Here is a 20,142-nt window from a genome sequence, read left to right as displayed (position 1 = left end):
CGCATTCACTCAAATGTTTCTTGATGTTCGATTTTTTAACATCAGGAAAAAATGAAATAGAGTAAAAGAAAAAGTGGTGGCAGAGAGGCCGCCACTTTTTTTATGGGCGTCAACGGTTGAGGAACGAAGTACCACAGCAGTCCGGCTACTATAATAGTCGTTGCGACAAATAAGACGTCTGCCGCCCGTCCGACGTTGGTCACCATGAATGTTGTCGATAGAAGATGCGTTGTCCCCAAAGCGGATACGCTGAGAAATGCGATAGCTATCGCCCATGCAAGAATCAGCAAACGATCGAACATCATTTATTCTTCATACGTTGAATATGCCGCCACATCGTTATAACCCCCAAAAGGATTATGATGATGAAAATCCATCGTCCGCCACCTGAATCTTCAGCGATGAATTTCTCTGGATAGATTAAGCCCAAAATACCAATGATGACCAGAATGAACGGAGTAAGACGCATCAGGCTTTTTTCTCCCAGCGGCGATCATCCGTTTGCTGCCAATATGTCAGAGCATGATCTTGCGCTTTATACGCTTTCCACTGCTCGCGTGTTTGCGCTAGCAACTCTGTGTCACGACCGTCAAACATCACCACCAGACGTTCATATTGACGCACATCCTCACACATAGCCCCTTCCGCTAAAAATCGCACTTGTGACTGGTTGGGGTTGTCATATCCCGTGGTAAGATAAACCGGCTGCAGCTGCGCGTGGGGGTCACGTTCGGTGCCATGTCCGATAAAAGAATCATCCGCATAGACCCATAAATAGGCATCCATTGCATCGCGTCGTTCTTCGCTGACAAATTGTATCGTTACCTTCCAATCGCGCGCAAGCGAACGCTCGACCAATCCCGGCAAGGCATCATCGAGCGTTGATTGGGTCAAGTGATAGAAAAGGATTTCAGCCACTTTAAGCCTCGTAGAAGTCGGTCACGAAGCGCTCTAATAATCTCACGCCGTAGCCCGACCCCCATGATTGATTATATTCGTTCATCGGCGCGCCCATGGCTGTCCCTGCAATATCAAGATGCGCCCAAGGTGTTTCGCCGACAAAGCGTTTCAAGAACTGCGCTGCCGTAATTGCCCCGGCATGGCGGCCGCAACTGTTGCGCATATCGGCAAATTTTGAATCGACGATCTTATCGTAAGCGTCATTTAACGGCATCCGCCAAACCTTTTCACCACTTTTCGTGCCGGCGCTATAGAGCTTTTCGGCCAGCTCGTCATCATTGCTGAATAACCCCGCATACTCCGTACCAAGCGCAACCATAATCGCACCGGTCAGTGTCGCAAGATTGATCATCAATTGCGGCTTATATTTTTCTTTTGTGTACCAGAGCGCATCAGCCAGGACCAACCGGCCTTCAGCATCCGTGTTGATAACTTCAATTGTCTGTCCCGACATAGAGGTTACGATATCGCCCGGACGCTGAGCATCGCCATCTGGCATATTTTCTACCAGACCGATAACACCGACCACATTGACAGGAGCTTTTCTTGCAGCAAGCGCCATCATAAGGCCGGTAACAGCTGCTGCACCGCCCATATCGCCCTTCATGTCTTCCATACCGGCACCGGGTTTGAGCGAAATACCGCCGGTGTCAAACACCACACCTTTACCCACGAACGCCAATGGTTTTGACTTGGCCTTACTACCCTGCCAATGCATGACCACAAGGAATGGCGGTTTTCTTGAACCGCGCGATACGCCAAGCAAGGCACCCATTCCAAGTTTCTTCATGTCTTTTTCATTCAAAACTTCGACTTTGACGCCGAGATTCGTCAATTTCTGCGCTGCCGCGGCAAATTCTTCAGGCCCCAATATATTCGCAGGCTCATTGACGAGATCGCGGGCCAAAACAACCGCATCGCTTAATGCATCCGCGCGCGTTATGGCTGTTTCTAACCGCTCAAGCTCTTCCAGCTGCACAACAATTTTCTGGCCCTTTTTCTTCTTCTGATCACGGCTAGCGACAGTTTTATAACGGTCAAATGTATAATCACGAAGACGAAAACCATTGAGAAAATCTTCAATCGATGCGGCTTTCAATGGATCTCCAGCTGCCGTCAAACAAACAGTTACATGGGAGTCATGGGCCGCTTTTGCTCGTGCAACCCCACCTATTTTCAGCCAATCATCACCATGTAATTCGTCTCGGTTGCCTATACCAACGAAGAGAAGGCGATCAAACCCTTTTTTTCCGTCGCATACGGCATCTGCGCAGGTAAATTTCTTTCCCTTGAAATCCCGGACAGAAAGGATACGCTCAATCAACGCTTTTCCAACAATCTTCTCAATTTCAAAAGCCATACCTCCTTGGTCATCGACCAGAACGATCAGCGTCCCCTTCTTGGGTGCAGCTATCGTGCTATAACTGATTTGGATGGATTTGGGCATGTCAGGCTCCTGCCTTCAGGTTTTTGTTTAAAAGACATGAGGGAATATACCAGATAGACTTCATGCCCGCTTCAATTATATATCTATAATGACGCCGGTTTTCCGCTTGTTCAAGCCGGACCGTGCTTTTTTTATCACTTTCATGAATAGATGTCGCCAAGCGCTTGAAAGGTTCATCCTACTTGTGGCAAAAGAAAGTGTTGATTAAGATTCTGTTAACTGTTTTTTTTCGTCTCTTGTTAGGCTCGCAATGATACCCACAATGAGAGAATTTAAGATCGGTTTTATCGTGTAGCGTTCTGGTTGCACAAAGTGTGTTTTTGAAATTCGGGTTGTGAGGGTGTGAACTCCGTCTATGCGCATTATCGAGCAATACATCCTCAAACGGGTGTTTATCCTGTTTGGCGCCGTTTTGGTGGCATCAGTTGGCATTAGCTGGACTGTACAGGTACTCGCGCGGATAAATTTTCTGACGACCAGCGGCCAGACCTTTCTCGCCGTGCTGCAGTTTTCATCGCTTTTCATTCCTTCCGCCATTCCACTGGTGATCCCTTTTGCATTGGTTATTGCGGTTGCCCAGACTCTCTCGACGATGAATCAGGATTCGGAGCTCGTCGTGATCAACGCATCGGGCGCGCCGCGCAGCACCGTGTGGAAGCCCGTTTTATTCTTGGCGGTTATCGTATCGCTTCTATCATTTGTCATCGCGAATTTTATTACTCCGCAGGCGCGTCTCACAATGCGTGAAATGATGGCTTCAGCGCATTCAGACCTGATCAGCGTATTTATTCAGGAAGGCAATTTTCGCGAGCTGACGACAAATCTTTACATGGAAATCGGTGAACGACATGATGATGGAACCATTGGTCGTCTATTCATAGCCGACCAACGGGATCCATCGACAGATTTGTTCTATTATGCCGTGAATGGTGCCGTTGTAAGCAACAGCAAGGGCGATTTTCTGATCTTGAATGACGGTGAAGTGCAAAGACGCAACAATCAAAGCGGCGATGTATCAATCATCAAATTCGGTTCTTATACGTTCAATTTGGGCGAATTTACTGCAAGTGACGGTACCCCAACAATATTCCCTAAAGACCGTCCCTTGACTTATCTCTTTAATCCCGACGTGAATGATACCTATTATCAGCGTCGCCCATTGCAATACACGGCCGAACTTCACCGTCGTTTTACCGAATGGCTCTATCCGCTTGTATTTGCCCTTATTGCTCTAGCGGTCGCCGGTGACGCACGCTCGCACCGCCAAGCCCGCATTTCAGCCTCGTTTTCAGCCATTTCCTTGTCGCTTCTGGTCTATTGGCTTGGTTATTTCTTCGGCGACCGCGCCGACAGCGATCTTGCTTATATCCCCCTGCTTTACATAACGCCTCTTGGGGTGAGTGCAGTCATTCTCTTCATGCTGATTACAAATCGTAAGATGGGCTTACCTACGAAATGGAGCGACAAGATCCACAGCGTGGCTGATTCGATCAAAACGAGGTTCAGTCGCAACAAACAAACAGATGGGGGGCTGTCATGATAGGTTGGACCCTCGGACGTTATTTCTTTATGCGATATATAAAGATAACCCTTTATTTTCTTTTGGGTATTTTCGTTCTCGCTCTGTTGATGGATTTCACTGAAAATGCAGGGCGCCTTGCTGGGCTTCCCGGTTATTCCGCATTGGGCGCACTCAGTATATCGGCATTGCGCATTCCATTTATCATGCAACAACTCTTTCCATTTGTTGCGTTGTTTTCGGCTATGGCAACTTTGATATCGCTTAACCGCAAACTCGAACTGGTGATTGCTCGCTCCATTGGAGTATCCGCATGGCAGTTTCTTATGCCAGCATGCTTTGGCGCATTTCTGTTCGGCCTCTTCGGTGTTGTCATTGTCAATCCCTTGGCTGCCTGGGGCACCAACCAGTCTGAAAAGTTGATGACGCAATGGCGTGGTGACAATGCACAGGTATCCACAGACAGTGATCGCATACCATGGTTAACACAACGTACAGATCAGGGAACTACAACCATAGGTGCTAAAGCTGTCGCCGATCGCGGGCTGACGCTTATTGATGCAACCTTCGTGCGATATAATGATGACGGTACGGTCAACGATTGGCTGAATACCTCCTCTGCAAAGCTTGAAGAAAACGCTTGGAACCTATCGGAAGGCACACGCTACAAAGCGGGTCAAGAGCCTGAAAATTTTGTAGAATTCAAGATTGAGACCCACTTGCGGCCCGAGTTTGTCGAAGAGCGGTTGGCTGACCCTGCCACCATACCTTTCTATGATCTTCCACAAAAAATCGAAATAGCAAAATCATTCGGTTATTCAGCCAATGCGTTCGATATGCAGCTGCAATCTTTGATTGCACTTCCTGCACTTTTGATTGCAATGACGCTGATCGCCGCGACGGTTTCTTTAAAATTTGTACGGTTTGGACAGTCTGGTACGCTGATTCTGGGTGGCATCATTGCCGGGTTCGTGCTTTATGTCGTTTCGGTGCTTGTTCAAGCCTTCGGTAAGGCGGGCTATGTCCCGCCGTTTGTTGCAGCATGGGTACCGGTTGTAATTGCGTTATTTTTTGGTATCTCCTTTTTGTTGCATAAAGAGGATGGCTAGGTGAGACAGTTGAAAAGTGGAATGACAATTGCGAAAAGTCTGAAGGCTTTAACCATTAGTACAGCGCTTGGCTGTGTGTTTGGTTTAGGCTTGATAGATTTTGTTTCAGCGCAGGAATTAGGCGTTTTATCCGCTAGCCATGAAACCAATCCCAATGCTCGTATGCTGCTTTCGGCAGACGAATTGGTATACGACCGCGACGCTAACACTGTTACCGCACAAGGCAATGTGCAGATTGAATATGATGGCAACCGAATCGTTGCTCGTAAAGTAACATACAACCAGCAGACAGGCCGTGTTATGGCCGAAGGTGATGTTGAGATCGTTCAACCTGACGGTAGCAAGATTTATTCTGACAAGATTGATATGACAGAAGATCTCGGCGAAGGGTTTGTCAATTCGCTGCGCGCCGAAACCGCCGATAATACAAGATTTGCCGCCGAAAGCGCTGAGCGCAGTGGTGGACAAATGACTGTCTTTAATAATGGTGCTTATACCGCCTGTGAGCCTTGTTATTACAAGCCGGACAGTGAAGTCTTATGGCAGGTTAAAGCAAAGAAAATCATTTGGAATGGCGCAACAAAAACGATGCGTTTCGAAGATAGTCATTTTGAAATCTTCGGTGTTCCGGTTGCTTGGTTTCCCGTCTTCGAAATGCCCGATCCGACGGTTAAACGTAAATCCGGTGTTCTGACGCCAGGTTTTAGTTATAGTAATGATATGGGGCTGGGTGTGCGCAATTCCTATTTCTGGAATTTGGCACCGAATTACGACTTTACCCTTTCAGCAACTGGCTTTACCAATCAAGGCTTATTGACCGAGGGTGAATGGCGGCATCGCTTGGAAACGGGTACTTACAATATCCGTTTCGCACATATCTATCAGGTCAATCCCGGCGATTTCGACCACGACTCCATCGATAGTCAAAATGACAATCGTTATATGGTTTCGACAAAGGGTGATTTTGAAATCAATTCCAGCTGGAAGTATGGCTGGGATATCTTAGCGCAATCCGACAGAAACTTCAGCCGCACCTATGACTTGGAAGGCTATAAGAATGATGTCTTCCGCTCACAGATTTACCTGACCGGTTTGGCTGGGAGAAATTACTTCGACATGCGTTTCTACCATTTCGAAGTTCAAGATTCGATGCTGAAAGATAATCCAAGCGAGCGCTACACAAGGCAGCCTTGGGTGCTTCCACGCATAGATTACAGCTTTATACCAGATGAATCGGTCTATGGCGGCGAATTTACATTCCATGCCAATATGCAATCGATTTATCGCGATCGTTCCGACTTCGCATTTGCTGACTGGCAGGGTAATCCCCTTGATACAGCTCGCCTTGCGGGTATGGCCGGCACCAGTTTCCGTTTAACCACGGATGTAGAATGGAAGCGCAGCTTCATTACACAGGGCGGGTTGGTGTTAACACCGATTCTTGCACTGCGTGGTGACGGTATAGCGACGGATGCCCATGGCAGTTATGGCGGTTACACAACAACCGGTAGCTATAGCAATGTCGACATAGCATCGGATGCTTTCCGCGGTATGGCGACTGCCGGATTGGAATTGCGTTATCCGCTTTTGTTCACGGCAGGCAATTCCACACACATTTTGGAACCAATGGTTCAGCTGTTTGTTCGTAATAACGAACAATATGCCGGACGCCTACCCAATGAAGATGCTCAAAGCTTTGTTTTTGACGCAACAACTCTGTTCCAACGCGACAAATTCTCCGGTTATGACCGTGTAGAAGGTGGCAGTCGCGCCAATGTCGGTTTACGTTATTCAGGTAACTTCAACAATGGCTGGTCGCTCTATGCATTGGCTGGCCAATCTTTCCAGATCGGTGGCAAAAACTCTTATCAAGCCAAGGACTTCGTTAGTGTAGGTTCGGATTCAGGCTTGGAAACGGCACGTTCCGATTATGTCGCGATGATTGGTGCAAGCAACGAAAGTGGCTTTGCCATCGCTTCACGCGGTCGGTTTGATGAAGAAACCGGGGCCATCCGTCGTGGTGAAATGGAAATATCCCAAAATTGGTCGCGCGTTTGGGCGTCGACGCAATATGCTTATATCCAGAGCCAGCCTGATTACGGCTATGCACAAGATCGTCAGGAAGTTTCGGTACAGGGTGGCTTTAAATTTGCTGATTACTGGTCGATCAGTGCCAATACCAGTTACGATCTCGTGTCTGACACATTCGTAAAAGCGGGCACAGGGTTAAATTATCTGGATGAATGCTTTGGCTTCATGCTCGGTTACCAGCAAACGCGAAATCCTTGGGAGAATGAGCCGTCTCATAAATTCGGCTTTATGCTTTCATTCAGAACGATTGCCGATATAGGCCAAGCGATGTGATATGCAATTGACGTCAGGCAGATGGCCGGTCCCGTTTAGGGCTTGTCATTGTTTTGACGTAATAAAAAGTCTATAATCTGTCTAATATTGTCCAATAGGCGGAAAATGCGAAAGCTGATTACGATGAAGAACTTTAAAAATAGCGCTCTTGCTTTGGTCCTTGCTGCAACATTGGGTGCAACAGGATTATCCATCGAAGCAGCTTTTGCTCCCAGTGCGTCTGCTCAAACGGCGGTTGCTGTAATCGTTGATGGTAACGCGATCACCAACTACGATATTCAGCGCCGCGCTGCATTTTTAAAACTGCAACGACGCAATGGCAATCTCAATGCATTGGCCAAAGAAGAGCTGATTGAAGAGATGTTGAAGCGCGTTGAAATGAAACGCCGCAACATTGATGTCAGTGACAATGAAGTTAACAATGCTTTTGCCGGTTTTGCCGAACGTAACCATATGACAGTTGCGCAAATGACGCAGATGCTCGCACAAGCGGGCGTCACTGCTGATCACTTTAAAACCTATATTCGCGTGCAAATGGGATGGGGACGGCTTGTCAGTGCACGTTATCGCGCTGAAGGTGGCATGATTACAGAACAAGAAGCTGTCCAGCGCATGATTAAAAATGGTGGCGTAAAACCATCCACCAATGAATATGCGCTCCAGCAGGTTATTTTCGTCGTCCCTGCAAACCGTCGTGCAACGATTTTGGGTAAACGCAAACAGGATGCGAACAATTTCCGCGCTAACTTTACGGGCTGTGACAATCTTAAAAATCAAGCAACCAAAATGCTTGATGTGACTGTGCGCAATCTTGGCCGAATTCTGGAACCGCAATTGCCTGAAGAATGGGATAAAGCGGTACGCGCGACACCGGCTGGAAAAATGACGCCGCCCCAAGAAACGCCAAGGGGAGTGGAAGCTTTGGCCGTTTGTGAAATCAAAAAGGTTTCTGACGATAAAGTAGCCCAATTGGTCTTTTCTATTCAAGACAATGAAAAGACCGGAGACAAAAAGGCTGAGGACTTGAGCGCGAAATATGTGAAGGAGTTGCGGGATAAGGCCCGCATTCAAAATCCATAATGTTGCCTCTTGCCGTAAGTAGTGGCGACCCGGCGGGTATTGGGCCGGAAATCGCGTTGAAAGCTTGGTCACTTCGGCATTCGGCGGACGTTCCGGCTTTTGTCATTCTGGCTGATCCAGATGTTTTACGAGAACGTGCGAAGCTTTTAGATTTCAGTGTCCCACTGCAAATCGTATCGTCAGACAATCCAGAATTCGATTTCACCAATGCTTTACCTGTCATTGCACTGGAAAGCCGACAGAAAGCCTGCGCAGGACAACCGCATGTTGGCAATGCCGCGGGTGTTATTGAGGCGATAGAGCGCGGAGCGAAGCTCACTCTCGAGGGGCACTCCAAAGGTCTCGTCACCTGTCCGATAGCAAAAAAGACGCTCTATGATGCGGGTTTCAAGTTTCCTGGGCACACAGAGTTTCTAGCAGCATTGGCTGAAAGATTGACCGGAAAAGCTGTTCAACCCGTGATGATGCTGGCAGGCCCCGAATTATCCACAATACCTATTACTGTTCATATCCCGCTTGAAGACGTCTCAAGGGTGCTGACAACTGACCTTATTGTAGAAACAGCTTTGATTACCGCTGCCGATCTGCAATCACGCTTTGGACTTGCTGCTCCGCGTATTGCCGTTGCAGGTTTGAACCCGCATGCTGGTGAATCAGGTTCTATGGGAGAACAGGAACAGAACATTATCATACCAGCCATTGAAATTTTGCGTAAGAAAGGTGTGGATATTATTGGCCCTATGCCTGCCGATACGATGTTTCATGAGCGCGCGCGAAAAGCATATGATGTTGCCTTGTGCATGTATCATGACCAAGCATTGATACCAGTAAAGACAATCGGCTTTGATGATACAGTCAATGTGACATTGGGTCTTCCTTTTATTCGCACCTCGCCCGATCATGGCACCGCGTTCGATATTGCCGATAGGGGTATTGCCTCGCCTGACAGCTTTATTGCTGCATTGAAACTGGCGAACAGGCTTGCAGAAAACAGCCAACCACAATGAGCATCGACACCCTCCCTCCCCTCAGGCAAGTGATAGAAACACACGGCCTGCAAGCGAAAAAATCATTGGGACAAAATTTTCTCTTTGATCTCAACTTGACGTCTAAAATCGCAAGGCAAGCCGGCGATCTTGCTGGAAAACCGGTGATTGAAGTGGGTCCGGGACCGGGCGGGCTTACACGGGCATTGTTAGCGCAAGGCGCTATTGTGACAGCCATTGAACGCGATGAACGGTGTCTGCCTGCTTTGGATGAAATCGCTGCGCTCTATCCGGGAAAATTGAACGTGATACTTGGCGATGCGCTTGATCAAGACTTTGCTTCGCTTATAACAGGTGATGAAAAGCCCCGAATAGTCGCCAATCTTCCGTATAATGTCGGTACACAATTGCTTGTCAATTGGCTGTTGCCGCAATCATGGCCGCCCTTTTATCAGTCGATGACATTGATGTTCCAAAGGGAAGTTGCGGAACGCATTACTGCCAAACCTCAATCCGACCATTATGGTCGTCTGGGCGTTTTGGCCGGGTGGAGAAGTCAAGCGACGATAGCATTTGATGTTCCGCCGCAGGCATTCACACCTCCCCCGAAGGTGACGTCTTCAGTGGTACATATCGTCCCACGGGAGCATCCCTTGCCCTGTTCGGCGCAGAATTTGGAACGCGTGACGAAAGCCGCATTTGGCCAACGAAGAAAAATGCTGCGGCAAAGCCTGAAGCCTCTGGGCGGAGAGACTCTTCTGCAAAAGGCCGAAATTGAAGGAACAAGGCGCGCTGAAACGCTTAGTATCGAAGAATTTGTTCGTTTGGCAGACTTAATTGAGCGGTAATTGTTATTCCGTTTTTTTGATGCATTAAACCGTTCGCATCTAACAGCTTTCCTGCTCCGCTTGGTTTTTTCCATTCCCTTTTAGTTGGCTGTGTTGGTTTAATCAAATCTCGCATCAGCCATGTGCTTTGGTATTTTCCTGCGCGGCGGCTTCGCCACACGAGTAGCAAAATAACGAAAAACTACTTTTACGAACATTACAGTGGTCGCAATGATTAAACAGACATAGACCGCAATGGGGGCAATAATCAGCGTGTTCTCCAGTCATATCAACTTGCCTATCACATCCCGGACAGATGCTTTTTGCCAATTGTGCCGTGGCTTTATCATATTCTATCTCAAGACGGCGTTCCTGCTCAGGCTGTTGTTCAATCTGTTTTTGTCGTTCGATATAGCGGTGGAAGCCGCGTATAGCGCTGATACCAATAATGACTGAGAGAATGACACCGGTTATGGCACGGACATATCCGCCATAGCTTGGCAAGTATGGAACAAGTTCGACAAAAAAGGCAAACAGAGCAAAGATTGCAAAGCCCCAGACAAAGGGCCAATAGGCATTTTTGCGTTTTTTAGCAAAGAGCCAACCGGCTATGATCAAGAGCGGCATCGTTAAAGCCAGCCGATAGAGAAAAACCTTTAGTTCCAACCAGCGCGATGCAGAATCATATTGTTCGTAGGCGGCCTGCCTTATCTTTGCTGTTCGGTCGTCAATATCCGACATTTCTAGACGATATGTAGACTGGGCAAGAGACAGCTGTTCTTCGGCTGACTGCCTGTTTTGCTGCGCTTCCAGCTCTGCCTGCTGTAGACTATTAAGTTGCTTGGTCTGGGCAACCAGCTCATCGTCCTGATTGCTGCGTGCTGTTGTACGACGTGTTTCCAACCAATTGGTGAACTGTTCCTTCGTCGATTGATAGATTAATGCAGATCGATCAGCCGTTTCCTGTGCGATCTGCGCTTTGGTCCGCGCGTCAGCAAGCGTATTCTCCGCCGCACGCTGCTTCAGTTGCAAAGCGGACAAAGCATTTTGATCAATGAAATCATCAACCGACTTTGCATTTTCAACTTTAGGCAAATCCTCGACCAGACTACCACCAAGCTGGATAAGAAAACCGGCAAAAATGAAGGCCACCAGCCATAAGCCTAGAGTAAACCATTTCTCAGTCCAGCGTTGCGACTTCTTCATATCTTGCTCCATCTTTAAATGAACAATGTTCATATTTTTGATATAAAAGCAAGCCCCTTTCGCATTCGCTAGACGTTAATCGATTTTTTCGCTTATCAGACCATCAACAAATGAATCCAGATAAAGGCAGCGTTCGCGCTTGATGGCTTCGGCAAGGTAGATTGCTTTGATCAAAGAAAATGACTGTTCCAAATCCTCATTGATCAACACATAATCATAAGAACGCCATTGCTCGATTTCGCGGCGTGCATTCTCCAAACGCAAATGAATGACATCCTGCGCATCCTCAGCACGTCTATTCAAGCGAGCTTTAAGTTCTTTCATAGAAGGCGGTAAAATGAAGATGGAGACGACATCGTCGGGCATTTTCTCCTGCAGCTGCTCTGCTCCTTGATAGTCGATATCAAAAAGCATATCACGTCCTGCTTCCAAAGCGGTCTCAACTGTTTCACGCAGGGTTGCATAGTAGTTGCCGTGTACTTCTGCCCACTCTATCAACTCATCGTTGTCACGTTTGCGCTCGAACTCTTTTTTTGTGATGAAATGATAATGTATACCTTCAACCTCGCTTGGGCGGCGTTGACGTGTTGTCACACTGACCGACAAACCCAAATTTCCATCTTCGAGCAGAAGGCGCGAAAGCGTAGATTTCCCGGCACCTGATGGTGATGATAACACCATAAGCAAGCCGCGCCTGCGTCCAGCGTTTTTCAAATTTTGCTCACGCATTGTTGTATCGGTCATAGTCGATTGTCCTTATAAAAAGATGAAATCATCTTGATTTCGAAAGAAATCGTTATTCGATATTTTGTATCTGCTCGCGCCACTGGTCAATAACGGCCTTGAGCGCCAAACCTGTGGTGGAAAGAGAGCTTGCATGTGCTTTCGAGCACAGCGTATTGGCTTCGCGATTGAATTCCTGTGCAAGGAAATCCAATCGGCGACCGACCGGCTCGCCTGCATCCAAAAGGCTTCTCGCGGCTTTGATGTGCCCATCCAGCCGATCGAGTTCTTCCTGAATGTCGGCTTTCGTTGCTAGAAGAACAGCTTCCATATGCAGACGCTGTGGATCCAATGTGCTATTGGCGTCGAGTAGAGCTTCAACCGATTGCTTCAATCTCTCGCACACCGACTCAAGCGAGCGGGACGGATCATTTCGTGCATTGCTGGTAAGTACGGAAATTTCGTCCAGCTGTGAAAGCAATATGGCATGCAAATTGGCACCCTCGGCTTTTCGTGCCAAAGCAAGTTCCTCAATGACTTGATCAAAGCTGCGAAAAACCGCCTGCTTCAAGACATCGTCCATTATCGTTTCATTGCTTGTCGTGCTATGTTCGACCACACCTTTGAGTGCGAGAAGCCCATCGATAGAGGGTTTAGCCAATCCATAGTTATCTTCAAGATCGCGGGCAAGCGAGATAAGGCTTTCCAGATAATCGCGGTTAACAACCAGACCATTATTTCCATTTTGGAAAGTTACCGTCAATGACAATCCAATCGACCCGCGAGCGAAGACAGCGGCGACTCTTTTTTTCAAGTCACTTTCGATTGCTTCAAGCCCCATCGTTGAACGTAACCTTATATCAAGGTTCTTGCCATTTACGGAACGGGCCTCCCAAACAATATCAGCGTGCTCTGTATTGATACTCGCCCTGGCAAATCCGGTCATGCTCTGCAATGTTGTTAAACTCCTATAAAATAAAAATAACGCTTATACTCTTTAACCACCAATTATATCGGCAATCTTGGTCGCCTCTTGCCGCATGAGATCGACAAGCAGAGGACGGCGCTCTTCGGCCATACGGCTTTCAATAGCTGCAATGCTCAATGACCCTAGTAGCTGACCATGATTGTCTGATAGGGCAATGCCGACCGCGCCCATACCTGCGATGAATAAACCGGGATTGAATGCATAGTTCTTCGCGCGGGTTTCTTCCACAAAGTCCGCAATATCATCGGCTGTCACCTGTGGAAAACCGTTAAGCCGGTTGCCATGACGTTTTAGGATACGCTCACACTCTTGTCGGGGCAATGCTGCCAACAGGGCCAGGCTGCCCGCGCCAATGCCAAGCAGTCTTCTATCACCAATCGAAAGTGTCAGCGTTTTAATCGGATAGTTGCCTTCGCGACGGCCAATGCAGACAGCCTCATCGCCTGAACGTATTTGTAGATAAACTGTGTCACCAGTTTCTAAAGCGAGCTTTTTCATGCTGCTTTCAGCAATTTGCAACAAACCAAATCGCGCAGACGCTTTCTTTCCCAATGCATAAAGGATAAAACCGGGCTTATAGCGGAGTGTCTCCGGATCTTGCTCAACCAAGCCCACCGAGATCAAACCGGACAACAGCCTATGTGTTGTAGAACGCGACAGTTGTGCTTCTTCGGCAATATCAGCCAAACGCGCCCCATCGCTGGAATGATTGGTAACGACGTTGAGCAGTGCAACTGTGCGCTCGATTCCCTGATTTTGATTTGATGAAACAGTCATGACTTTTCTAAAGCGGTTTTACATATATTTCCGCTTCTATATCATCCTGTTCCAACGGGCAATCACATGCTTAGTGAATACCCTCGCCTTGCAGATATCCACTTTTGCGGGCGTCCGGCATTGCCATGACGGAAACAAACGTAACCACCATCATAAATGCCACATACCAGAAGAAGCCGGATTCCATGCCTATCGATTTGAACCATAAGGCGATGTATTCGGCAGTCCCGCCAAAGAGTGCGTTTGCAACTGCATAAGGAAAGCCAACACCGAGTGCCCGTACTTGGGGTGGGAATAATTCTGCCTTAACAATTCCGCTGATGGAACTATACATACTCACCGTTGCAAGCCCGAGCATAATCAGCGCAAAAGCGATGAACAACGTCTCTGCCCGACCAATCAACGTCAAAAGCGGCACCGTGATAAAAATTGAAAGAAAACTCCAAATCAGCAAGGCATTTTTACGCCCTATGATATCAGAAAAAAATCCAAATATCGGCTGCAGGATCATGCAGCCGAGCAGAGCCCAGGTCATAGTTGTGGAGGCGTCTGCTTTGGTAAAACCAGCAGTATTGACAAGGTATTTTTGCATATAGGTTGTAAATGTGTAGAAAAATAAGGAGCCACCAGCCGAAAATCCGCAGACACATAAAATAGCCCGTTTGTGTTGTTTCCAGAGCTTGATAAGGCTGCCGGCTTCTCGTGTGGATCTTGTTTCTTGTGTCGATGTTTCGTGAAGATTGCGGCGAAGAATAAGAGCAACAATTGCCAATACGCCGCCAATGAAAAAAGGAATGCGCCAGCCCCAATCATGCAATTGTTGATCACTGAGCAATGTCTGCAGTACCACAAGTGTCAGCACTGCTGTCAATTGCCCCCCAATCAGCGTCACGTGCAAGAAAGAACTAAGAAATCCTCGTCTTCCAGAGATAGCGACCTCGCTCATATAAGTCGCCGTTGTTCCATATTCACCGCCGACAGATAAACCCTGCATAAGCCGTGTTAATAGAAGAAGGATCGGCGCAAACACACCGATTGTCGCATAAGTTGGCAATATTGCGATGATAAAAGACCCAGAACACATCATCATGACAGAGATGAGCATCGACTTTTTACGCCCTACACGATCGGCTATCTTGCCAAAAAGAAGGCCACCAATCGGTCGCATCAAAAAACCGGCGGCAAAAACAGCTGCGGCATTCAACAATTGCGTTGTCGTATCGCCAGCCGGAAAAAAAGATGACGCAAAATATAAAGCTGTGAACGAGTAGATATAGAAATCATACCATTCAACCAAATTACCCGAAGCGCTTGAAAAGATCGCTATGATCCGCTTTCGTGTGTCATGTGTATTACCATTCATAAAAAACCTCCCCGTGGCCGCACGACAAAAGGCATCCTCCCCCTTCTGCACAGCGGTTTCGCTATTCGACGATATCTCAGTTTGCATGCCTCAGGCTATGCGATCACCCTTTTTAATCACCGCTGCGCGGTTATCTACACCAGGGAGCATTTTTGCCGGATCACGCGTGACAATGACGTCCAATACAACCGGCCCTTTTATGGACATGGCTTTTTTCAAAGCATCCTGAATCTCTTCAGGGTCTTCAACACGTATGCCCGCACAACCAAATGATTTGGCAACAGCAGCAAAATCGACTTCTTTTAGATCCGATGAATGATAGTGACCGCTGCCATAGACGAGATGTTGTAAAGCTTTGACATATCCCGATGCCGCATTGTTGACGACGATGATTGTTACGTCCAAATTTAAGCGTTTCGCGGTCTCGAGATCTCCGAGCACCATGCAAAAACCACTATCGCCGGTGAGCGCCATAACTGTTCGTTCAGGTGCCGCCAGAGCTGCGCCGATAGCGCCAGGTAGACCATAGCCGATCGATGCAAATCCACGATCGGGTAAAAAGCCTCTGCCGGCACGCTTGGTATCATAGAGTAACCCTCCCCAATGCGCAGCAAACCCGCCATCGGCGACAAGTATTGCATCTTCCGGCAGGATATTGTTGAGCTCTGTCAACAAGCGCGCCATATTAATCGGGCGTTCACTTGAATATAAGCGTTCTGCAACCTCTTCGCGCCAAATGCCCATGCGATTGACCACATCATCTGCATAAGGTTGCAGGCTTTCATGTAATGACCGTGCGGCATCCCCCATCGCTTCGTAGACATCCTGTAAACCGCACAGCGCATCACCCCATAACTTGACATCGGCATGCGTGGTACGCCCAAATTCCTCGGCTACAGTATCAAGATGGATGATGGGGGTACCCTTGAGTGGCAATGTATATCGCTTGGTGGCGATCTCTCCCAGCTTACAGCCGACAACAAATAATACATCCGCCTCCTCGATCAGCCGGTTGGCTATTCGATCATAGCGACCAAATAAACCGGCATTGAGGGGATGGGTACAGGCAATGGCGCCTTTTCCGGTGAGAGTATGCGCGACAGGAATATTGGTTGCACTGGCAAAGCGCGTTAATTCTTGTGCCGCACCCGAAATATGCACGCCACCACCGGCCAGAATAAGTGGTCGCTTCGCCTGCGCAAGCAAAGCGGCCGCCTTCTCGACTGCGCGCTTTTCAGGCCGACAACGCAATGCGGGAACCTGTTCATTCGCTGGATCAACATAGAAATCCGCAGGCTGGAACGTGTAAGTTGCGTGCATGATGTCTTCTGGCAAATCAACCACCACAGGGCCGGGTCGGCCAGATGTTGCGATGGAAAAAGCTCGGCACATCAACTCCGGTATACGCTCGATCATTTCAACCCGAATGAGTTCTTTGCAAACCGGCCGCAAAATATCGATTTGCCGCACTTCCTGTGTCATATTTTTCCAGGAATGCGCTCGGTGGGTGTCGCCGATGACGCATACCATTGGCGTTCCCGCATTTAACGCCTCACCTAAACCTGTAACAAGATTTGTTGCCCCAGGTCCTAATGAGGCATCAGCCAACCCCACGCGACCACTCACTTTGGCATAAGCGTCAGCAGCAAATGCTGCTGCACGCTCGTCATTGATAAGATAATGCGGCATATCCATCTTGCGTGCCGCTTCATACATCGGCAGCAGCTGAAATCCCCCCATCCCTAACATCGGCCCGCTGTTGAAAGCTTTGAGCATTCGCGCTACCGCTTCACCACCTTGCATTGTCAGGCCACTTTCAGCTTGATCACCTTGTGCCGTCATCGTTTCATTCCTCCCTAAAAGATACTTGTTCCGTTCATTAAAATATTTATTCCTTCCAATAGAATAAACTGGACTAATGGATATCGTCAAGATATTTCATTCATCACAATTATTGTCTTATTCAATGGAAATTATGCAGAGGTATAGCGTTGTCTAAAACAGCGAAGGACATCGTTGGATTGCCTGGGACGATCAATCATCTTTCGAATTCTTCAAGCGATAAACGATGGGAAACTTTGGGATAACAGTACGGAACGCCGGATAATGGTTATTGACCGGGTTAGAAAATGATGCAGCGCGACACGACTGTTTGTCAGACTGCAATAAAAAGACAGCGTGCCACATGGGACTGCTGAAACAGCGCCCACAGCAATGTTCTGAACGAAGGAATGAGAGATTAGATAGATAGAATGCGTCGTTTAGAGGTCGATTACTCGCTTTTTTCCAAAGCGCGCCATTTTCGCACATTCGCGTTATGTTCATCCAACGTCTTGGAGAACACGTGACCACCGCTACCATCTGCTACGAAGTAGAGAGCGTCACTTTTCGGTGGATTGGCAACAGCTTCCAACGCATCACGACCAGGGTTGGCGATCGGTGTCGGTGGTAACCCATTAATTTTATACGTGTTATAAGGCGTCTCACGATCGAGATCGGACCGATAAATCGGGCGATCAGATGGTTTTCCAGCCCCGCCGAAAATACCATAAATGACAGTCGGATCAGACTGTAGCCGCATGTTTTTTGCTAGCCTATTGTAGAACACCGCCGCCACTTGCGGTCGCTCGGATGCGATGCCTGTTTCCTTTTCAACAATGGAAGCCAAGGTAACGAATTCATTGATGTTTTTGAGCGGTAGATCGGCCGCCCGCTTTGCCCAAATATCGGCAATAAGCTTGGATTGCCCGTCGCGCAACCTTTTGACAATCTGAGCACGGGTCGTACCACGCATGAAGCTGACGGTATCGGTCATCAAACTGCCTTCCGGCGGAAGATCTTGCGGCAGATCTCCTGTCAAAACCTCATTAGCAGCCAAGCGATCGAATACCTGACGAACAGTCAATCCTTCGGGTACAGTGAAGGTATATTCAATCGACTTACCTCCCACCAGAATGTCCATAATCTGTTGCATTGATGCATGGGCGGGAATTGCATATTCACCCGCTTTCAACATCTTGGCTTTGTCGTGATAGCCTACACCATATACGAATACATCAGATGAACGGATCAGCCCCTGTTTTTCAAGGATCGATGCGATTTCGCGTATACCGGTACCAGGACGGATCAGAACTGTTTGCTCGTCTGTCGACGGCCCTTCACCGACAAACATGTTCTTTCCGATGTAAATTGGAATTCCAACCGCCAGTATGACCACAACAACCAGCATCAAAAAGAAATTGCCTAATATAACTAGAGGATTGCGTGCTATACGCGAGCGCTTGGCTTTTTGTTCTGACGGAGCAGTGACTTCATTCTCAAAATGGCCCGAGGACTGATCATGGGGTTCTGAGGTCAAATGCTTTTCATCGTCAGACATGAATGCACACCTTGCTTGCTTCGTGGACATAAGCCATTTTTATCGTCTTATTTTCAGAATAAGGCAAAAAGGCGAGACTCTACAAGAATGTTTACTATTCCGAAAAACGCCGCATAATCAGCGAAGCATTCGTTCCACCAAACCCGAATGAGTTTGACAGAATTGTATTGATTTTACGTTCACGCGGCTTATGCGGAACCAGATCAATCTTCGTTTCAGCCGAAGGATTGTCCAAATTAAGTGTCGCAGGCGCTATATTGTCACGAATTGCGAGAACGCTGAAAATAGCTTCAGCCGCACCCGCAGCACCCAGCAAATGCCCGATTGACGACTTGGTCGAGGACATGGAAACGTCAGCTGCGTGCGCACCGAGAACGCGCTCGACAGCAGCAAGCTCTATAGTATCTGCCATAGTAGAAGTGCCATGAGCGTTGATATAGTCAATATCAGAAGGCGATATTTTTGCACGTTTGATCGCCGCTTCCATACAACGCTGCGCACCTTCACCGCTTTCGGTAGGCGCGGTTATATGATAGGCGTCGCCCGACAAACCATATCCGATCACTTCCGCATAAATTTTTGCGCCGCGCTTCTTGGCGTGTTCTAATTCTTCAAGCACAACAAGAGCTGAACCTTCACCCATAACAAAGCCGTCACGATCAACATCATAAGGACGCGACGCATGTTCAGGATCGTTGTTACGGTTTGTTGATAATGCCTTGCAAGCAGCAAAACCTGCCAGTGAAATACGATTCACCGGTGATTCTGTTCCGCCCGCAATCATAACATCGGCATCACCCAAGGCGATCAGTCGCGATGCATCACCGATTGCGTGTGAACCCGTTGAACAGGCTGTAACGACCGAATGGTTAGGGCCACGCAGCTTGTGCTTAATTGACACATAACCGGATGCGAGATTGATCAAGCGACCTGGAATAAAAAACGGAGAAATACGTCGGGGACCCTTATCGCGAAGCGTATAACCGGCTTCAACAATACCCTCGACACCACCAATACCCGAACCGATCATAACGCCAGTACGTATCTGATCTTCATCGCTTTCGGGATGCCAGCCTGCGTCATCAAGTGCTTCGTCTGCAGCACCCATAGCGTAGACGATAAAAGGATCAACCTTACGCTGCTCCTTAGGCTCCATATGTAGATCGGCATTAAAAGTGCCATCACTACCGTCACCAACAGGAATACGGCCAGCAATCTGACAAGGAAGATCGTCAACTTCAAATTCAGTAACGCGACGGACACCGCTACGCCCTTCGAGAAGCCGTTTCCAGCTATGCTCTACATTGCCGGCCAACGGAGAAACCAACCCCAAACCGGTAATGACAACACGCCTCATACTTCCAACCCTGAATTTAATGTCAACAATAACCATACGCCTTTAAAAAGCGTCTAA

Annotated in this window: 18 protein-coding genes; 6 read left to right on the top strand and 12 right to left on the bottom strand. The window is 48.0% G+C overall.

Translation table 11 applies throughout. The features are described from left to right. Nucleotides 1-41 precede the first annotated feature (41 nt). From ACYSNS_RS06085 to ACYSNS_RS06070, 4 genes are read right to left on the bottom strand one after another with little or no spacing between them, the layout of a single operon-like run. Nucleotides 42-305, bottom strand: a complete 264-nt coding sequence (locus ACYSNS_RS06085; protein ID WP_461722245.1) for a hypothetical protein — start codon at nucleotides 303-305, stop codon at nucleotides 42-44. After that, nucleotides 302-469 carry a hypothetical protein gene (locus tag ACYSNS_RS06080; protein ID WP_461722244.1) on the bottom strand — a complete coding sequence of 56 codons (168 nt, stop codon included), beginning with the start codon at nucleotides 467-469 and terminating at the stop codon, nucleotides 302-304. Before ACYSNS_RS06080 ends, ACYSNS_RS06085 begins: the two co-directional genes overlap by 4 nt. After that, on the bottom strand, nucleotides 469-918 hold the full coding sequence (locus tag ACYSNS_RS06075) for a DNA polymerase III subunit chi (RefSeq protein ID WP_461722243.1): 450 nt from the start codon (nucleotides 916-918) through the stop codon (nucleotides 469-471). The genes ACYSNS_RS06080 and ACYSNS_RS06075 overlap by 1 nt, the downstream gene beginning before the upstream one ends. A 1-nt stretch (nucleotide 919) precedes the next feature. Then, nucleotides 920-2,407 carry a leucyl aminopeptidase gene (locus ACYSNS_RS06070; protein ID WP_461722242.1) on the bottom strand — a complete coding sequence of 496 codons (1,488 nt, stop codon included), beginning with the start codon at nucleotides 2,405-2,407 and terminating at the stop codon, nucleotides 920-922. A 355-nt stretch (nucleotides 2,408-2,762) separates the two neighbouring features. Between ACYSNS_RS06070 and lptF the strand changes: the two genes are divergently transcribed. The 6 genes from lptF (at nucleotide 2,763) to rsmA (ending at nucleotide 10,313) form a co-directional block, all read left to right on the top strand. Further along, nucleotides 2,763-3,947 (top strand): LPS export ABC transporter permease LptF, encoded by a 1,185-nt coding sequence (lptF, locus tag ACYSNS_RS06065; RefSeq protein ID WP_461722241.1) that lies wholly within the window; start codon nucleotides 2,763-2,765, stop codon nucleotides 3,945-3,947. Then, nucleotides 3,944-5,035: an LPS export ABC transporter permease LptG gene (gene lptG, locus ACYSNS_RS06060; protein ID WP_461722240.1), complete on the top strand. Its 1,092-nt coding sequence runs from the start codon at nucleotides 3,944-3,946 to the stop codon at nucleotides 5,033-5,035. Before lptF ends, lptG begins: the two co-directional genes overlap by 4 nt. Then, on the top strand, nucleotides 5,036-7,399 hold the full coding sequence (locus tag ACYSNS_RS06055; protein WP_461722239.1) for an LPS-assembly protein LptD: 2,364 nt from the start codon (nucleotides 5,036-5,038) through the stop codon (nucleotides 7,397-7,399). It abuts the gene before it with no gap. A 123-nt stretch (nucleotides 7,400-7,522) separates the two neighbouring features. Next, nucleotides 7,523-8,479 (top strand): SurA N-terminal domain-containing protein, encoded by a 957-nt coding sequence (locus ACYSNS_RS06050; RefSeq protein WP_461722238.1) that lies wholly within the window; start codon nucleotides 7,523-7,525, stop codon nucleotides 8,477-8,479. Next, nucleotides 8,479-9,486, top strand: a complete 1,008-nt coding sequence (gene pdxA, locus ACYSNS_RS06045; RefSeq protein WP_461722237.1) for a 4-hydroxythreonine-4-phosphate dehydrogenase PdxA — start codon at nucleotides 8,479-8,481, stop codon at nucleotides 9,484-9,486. The genes ACYSNS_RS06050 and pdxA overlap by 1 nt, the downstream gene beginning before the upstream one ends. Beyond that, nucleotides 9,483-10,313, top strand: a complete 831-nt coding sequence (gene rsmA, locus ACYSNS_RS06040) for a 16S rRNA (adenine(1518)-N(6)/adenine(1519)-N(6))-dimethyltransferase RsmA (RefSeq protein WP_461722236.1) — start codon at nucleotides 9,483-9,485, stop codon at nucleotides 10,311-10,313. The genes pdxA and rsmA overlap by 4 nt, the downstream gene beginning before the upstream one ends. A 114-nt stretch (nucleotides 10,314-10,427) precedes the next feature. Here rsmA and ACYSNS_RS06035 read toward each other — a convergent pair whose 3' ends face one another. From ACYSNS_RS06035 to fabF, 8 genes are all read right to left on the bottom strand, one after another. Then, nucleotides 10,428-11,498 (bottom strand): serine endopeptidase, encoded by a 1,071-nt coding sequence (locus ACYSNS_RS06035; RefSeq protein ID WP_461722235.1) that lies wholly within the window; start codon nucleotides 11,496-11,498, stop codon nucleotides 10,428-10,430. Between the two features lie 75 nt (nucleotides 11,499-11,573). Further along, nucleotides 11,574-12,242: a guanylate kinase gene (gene gmk / locus ACYSNS_RS06030; RefSeq protein WP_461722234.1), complete on the bottom strand. Its 669-nt coding sequence runs from the start codon at nucleotides 12,240-12,242 to the stop codon at nucleotides 11,574-11,576. A 52-nt stretch (nucleotides 12,243-12,294) separates the two neighbouring features. Next, nucleotides 12,295-13,167: a YicC/YloC family endoribonuclease gene (locus ACYSNS_RS06025; protein WP_461722406.1), complete on the bottom strand. Its 873-nt coding sequence runs from the start codon at nucleotides 13,165-13,167 to the stop codon at nucleotides 12,295-12,297. Nucleotides 13,168-13,218: 51 nt separating this feature from the next. Further along, a complete protein-coding gene (locus ACYSNS_RS06020; protein WP_461722233.1) occupies nucleotides 13,219-13,986 on the bottom strand; it encodes an IclR family transcriptional regulator in 768 nt (255 codons plus the stop codon). 70 nt (nucleotides 13,987-14,056) lie between these two features. Next, nucleotides 14,057-15,349, bottom strand: coding sequence for an MFS family transporter (locus ACYSNS_RS06015; RefSeq protein ID WP_461722232.1), 1,293 nt, complete (start codon nucleotides 15,347-15,349; stop codon nucleotides 14,057-14,059). 90 nt (nucleotides 15,350-15,439) lie between these two features. Further along, on the bottom strand, nucleotides 15,440-17,191 hold the full coding sequence (locus ACYSNS_RS06010; RefSeq protein ID WP_461722231.1) for a thiamine pyrophosphate-binding protein: 1,752 nt from the start codon (nucleotides 17,189-17,191) through the stop codon (nucleotides 15,440-15,442). Nucleotides 17,192-17,621: 430 nt separating this feature from the next. Beyond that, nucleotides 17,622-18,728 carry an endolytic transglycosylase MltG gene (gene mltG, locus ACYSNS_RS06005; protein WP_461722230.1) on the bottom strand — a complete coding sequence of 369 codons (1,107 nt, stop codon included), beginning with the start codon at nucleotides 18,726-18,728 and terminating at the stop codon, nucleotides 17,622-17,624. Between the two features lie 94 nt (nucleotides 18,729-18,822). Then, nucleotides 18,823-20,085: a beta-ketoacyl-ACP synthase II gene (gene fabF, locus ACYSNS_RS06000; protein ID WP_461722229.1), complete on the bottom strand. Its 1,263-nt coding sequence runs from the start codon at nucleotides 20,083-20,085 to the stop codon at nucleotides 18,823-18,825. Between the last annotated feature and the right edge of the window lie 57 nt (nucleotides 20,086-20,142).

Source organism: Bartonella sp. LJL80, from assembly GCF_054871565.1.
Note: the sequence above shows the minus strand (reverse complement) of the source record. Positions and strands in the feature narration are given on the sequence as shown.

Bases quoted from the DNA above. Each gene is read 5' to 3' on its own strand.
- ACYSNS_RS06070 (WP_461722242.1), bottom strand. From the start codon at position 2,407: ATGCCCAAATCCATCCAAATCAGTTATAGCACGATAGCTGCACCCAAG.
- ACYSNS_RS06025 (WP_461722406.1), bottom strand. From the start codon at position 13,167: ATGACCGGATTTGCCAGGGCGAGTATCAATACAGAGCACGCTGATATT.
- fabF (WP_461722229.1), bottom strand. From the start codon at position 20,085: ATGAGGCGTGTTGTCATTACCGGTTTGGGGTTGGTTTCTCCGTTGGCC.
- rsmA (WP_461722236.1), top strand. From the start codon at position 9,483: ATGAGCATCGACACCCTCCCTCCCCTCAGGCAAGTGATAGAAACACAC.
- lptF (WP_461722241.1), top strand. From the start codon at position 2,763: ATGCGCATTATCGAGCAATACATCCTCAAACGGGTGTTTATCCTGTTT.
- ACYSNS_RS06085 (WP_461722245.1), bottom strand. From the start codon at position 305: ATGATGTTCGATCGTTTGCTGATTCTTGCATGGGCGATAGCTATCGCA.
- gmk (WP_461722234.1), bottom strand. From the start codon at position 12,242: ATGACCGATACAACAATGCGTGAGCAAAATTTGAAAAACGCTGGACGC.
- ACYSNS_RS06035 (WP_461722235.1), bottom strand. From the start codon at position 11,498: ATGAAGAAGTCGCAACGCTGGACTGAGAAATGGTTTACTCTAGGCTTA.
- ACYSNS_RS06080 (WP_461722244.1), bottom strand. From the start codon at position 469: ATGCGTCTTACTCCGTTCATTCTGGTCATCATTGGTATTTTGGGCTTA.
- pdxA (WP_461722237.1), top strand. From the start codon at position 8,479: ATGTTGCCTCTTGCCGTAAGTAGTGGCGACCCGGCGGGTATTGGGCCG.
- mltG (WP_461722230.1), bottom strand. From the start codon at position 18,728: ATGTCTGACGATGAAAAGCATTTGACCTCAGAACCCCATGATCAGTCC.
- lptG (WP_461722240.1), top strand. From the start codon at position 3,944: ATGATAGGTTGGACCCTCGGACGTTATTTCTTTATGCGATATATAAAG.
- ACYSNS_RS06050 (WP_461722238.1), top strand. From the start codon at position 7,523: ATGAAGAACTTTAAAAATAGCGCTCTTGCTTTGGTCCTTGCTGCAACA.
- ACYSNS_RS06010 (WP_461722231.1), bottom strand. From the start codon at position 17,191: ATGACGGCACAAGGTGATCAAGCTGAAAGTGGCCTGACAATGCAAGGT.
- ACYSNS_RS06020 (WP_461722233.1), bottom strand. From the start codon at position 13,986: ATGACTGTTTCATCAAATCAAAATCAGGGAATCGAGCGCACAGTTGCA.
- ACYSNS_RS06015 (WP_461722232.1), bottom strand. From the start codon at position 15,349: ATGAATGGTAATACACATGACACACGAAAGCGGATCATAGCGATCTTT.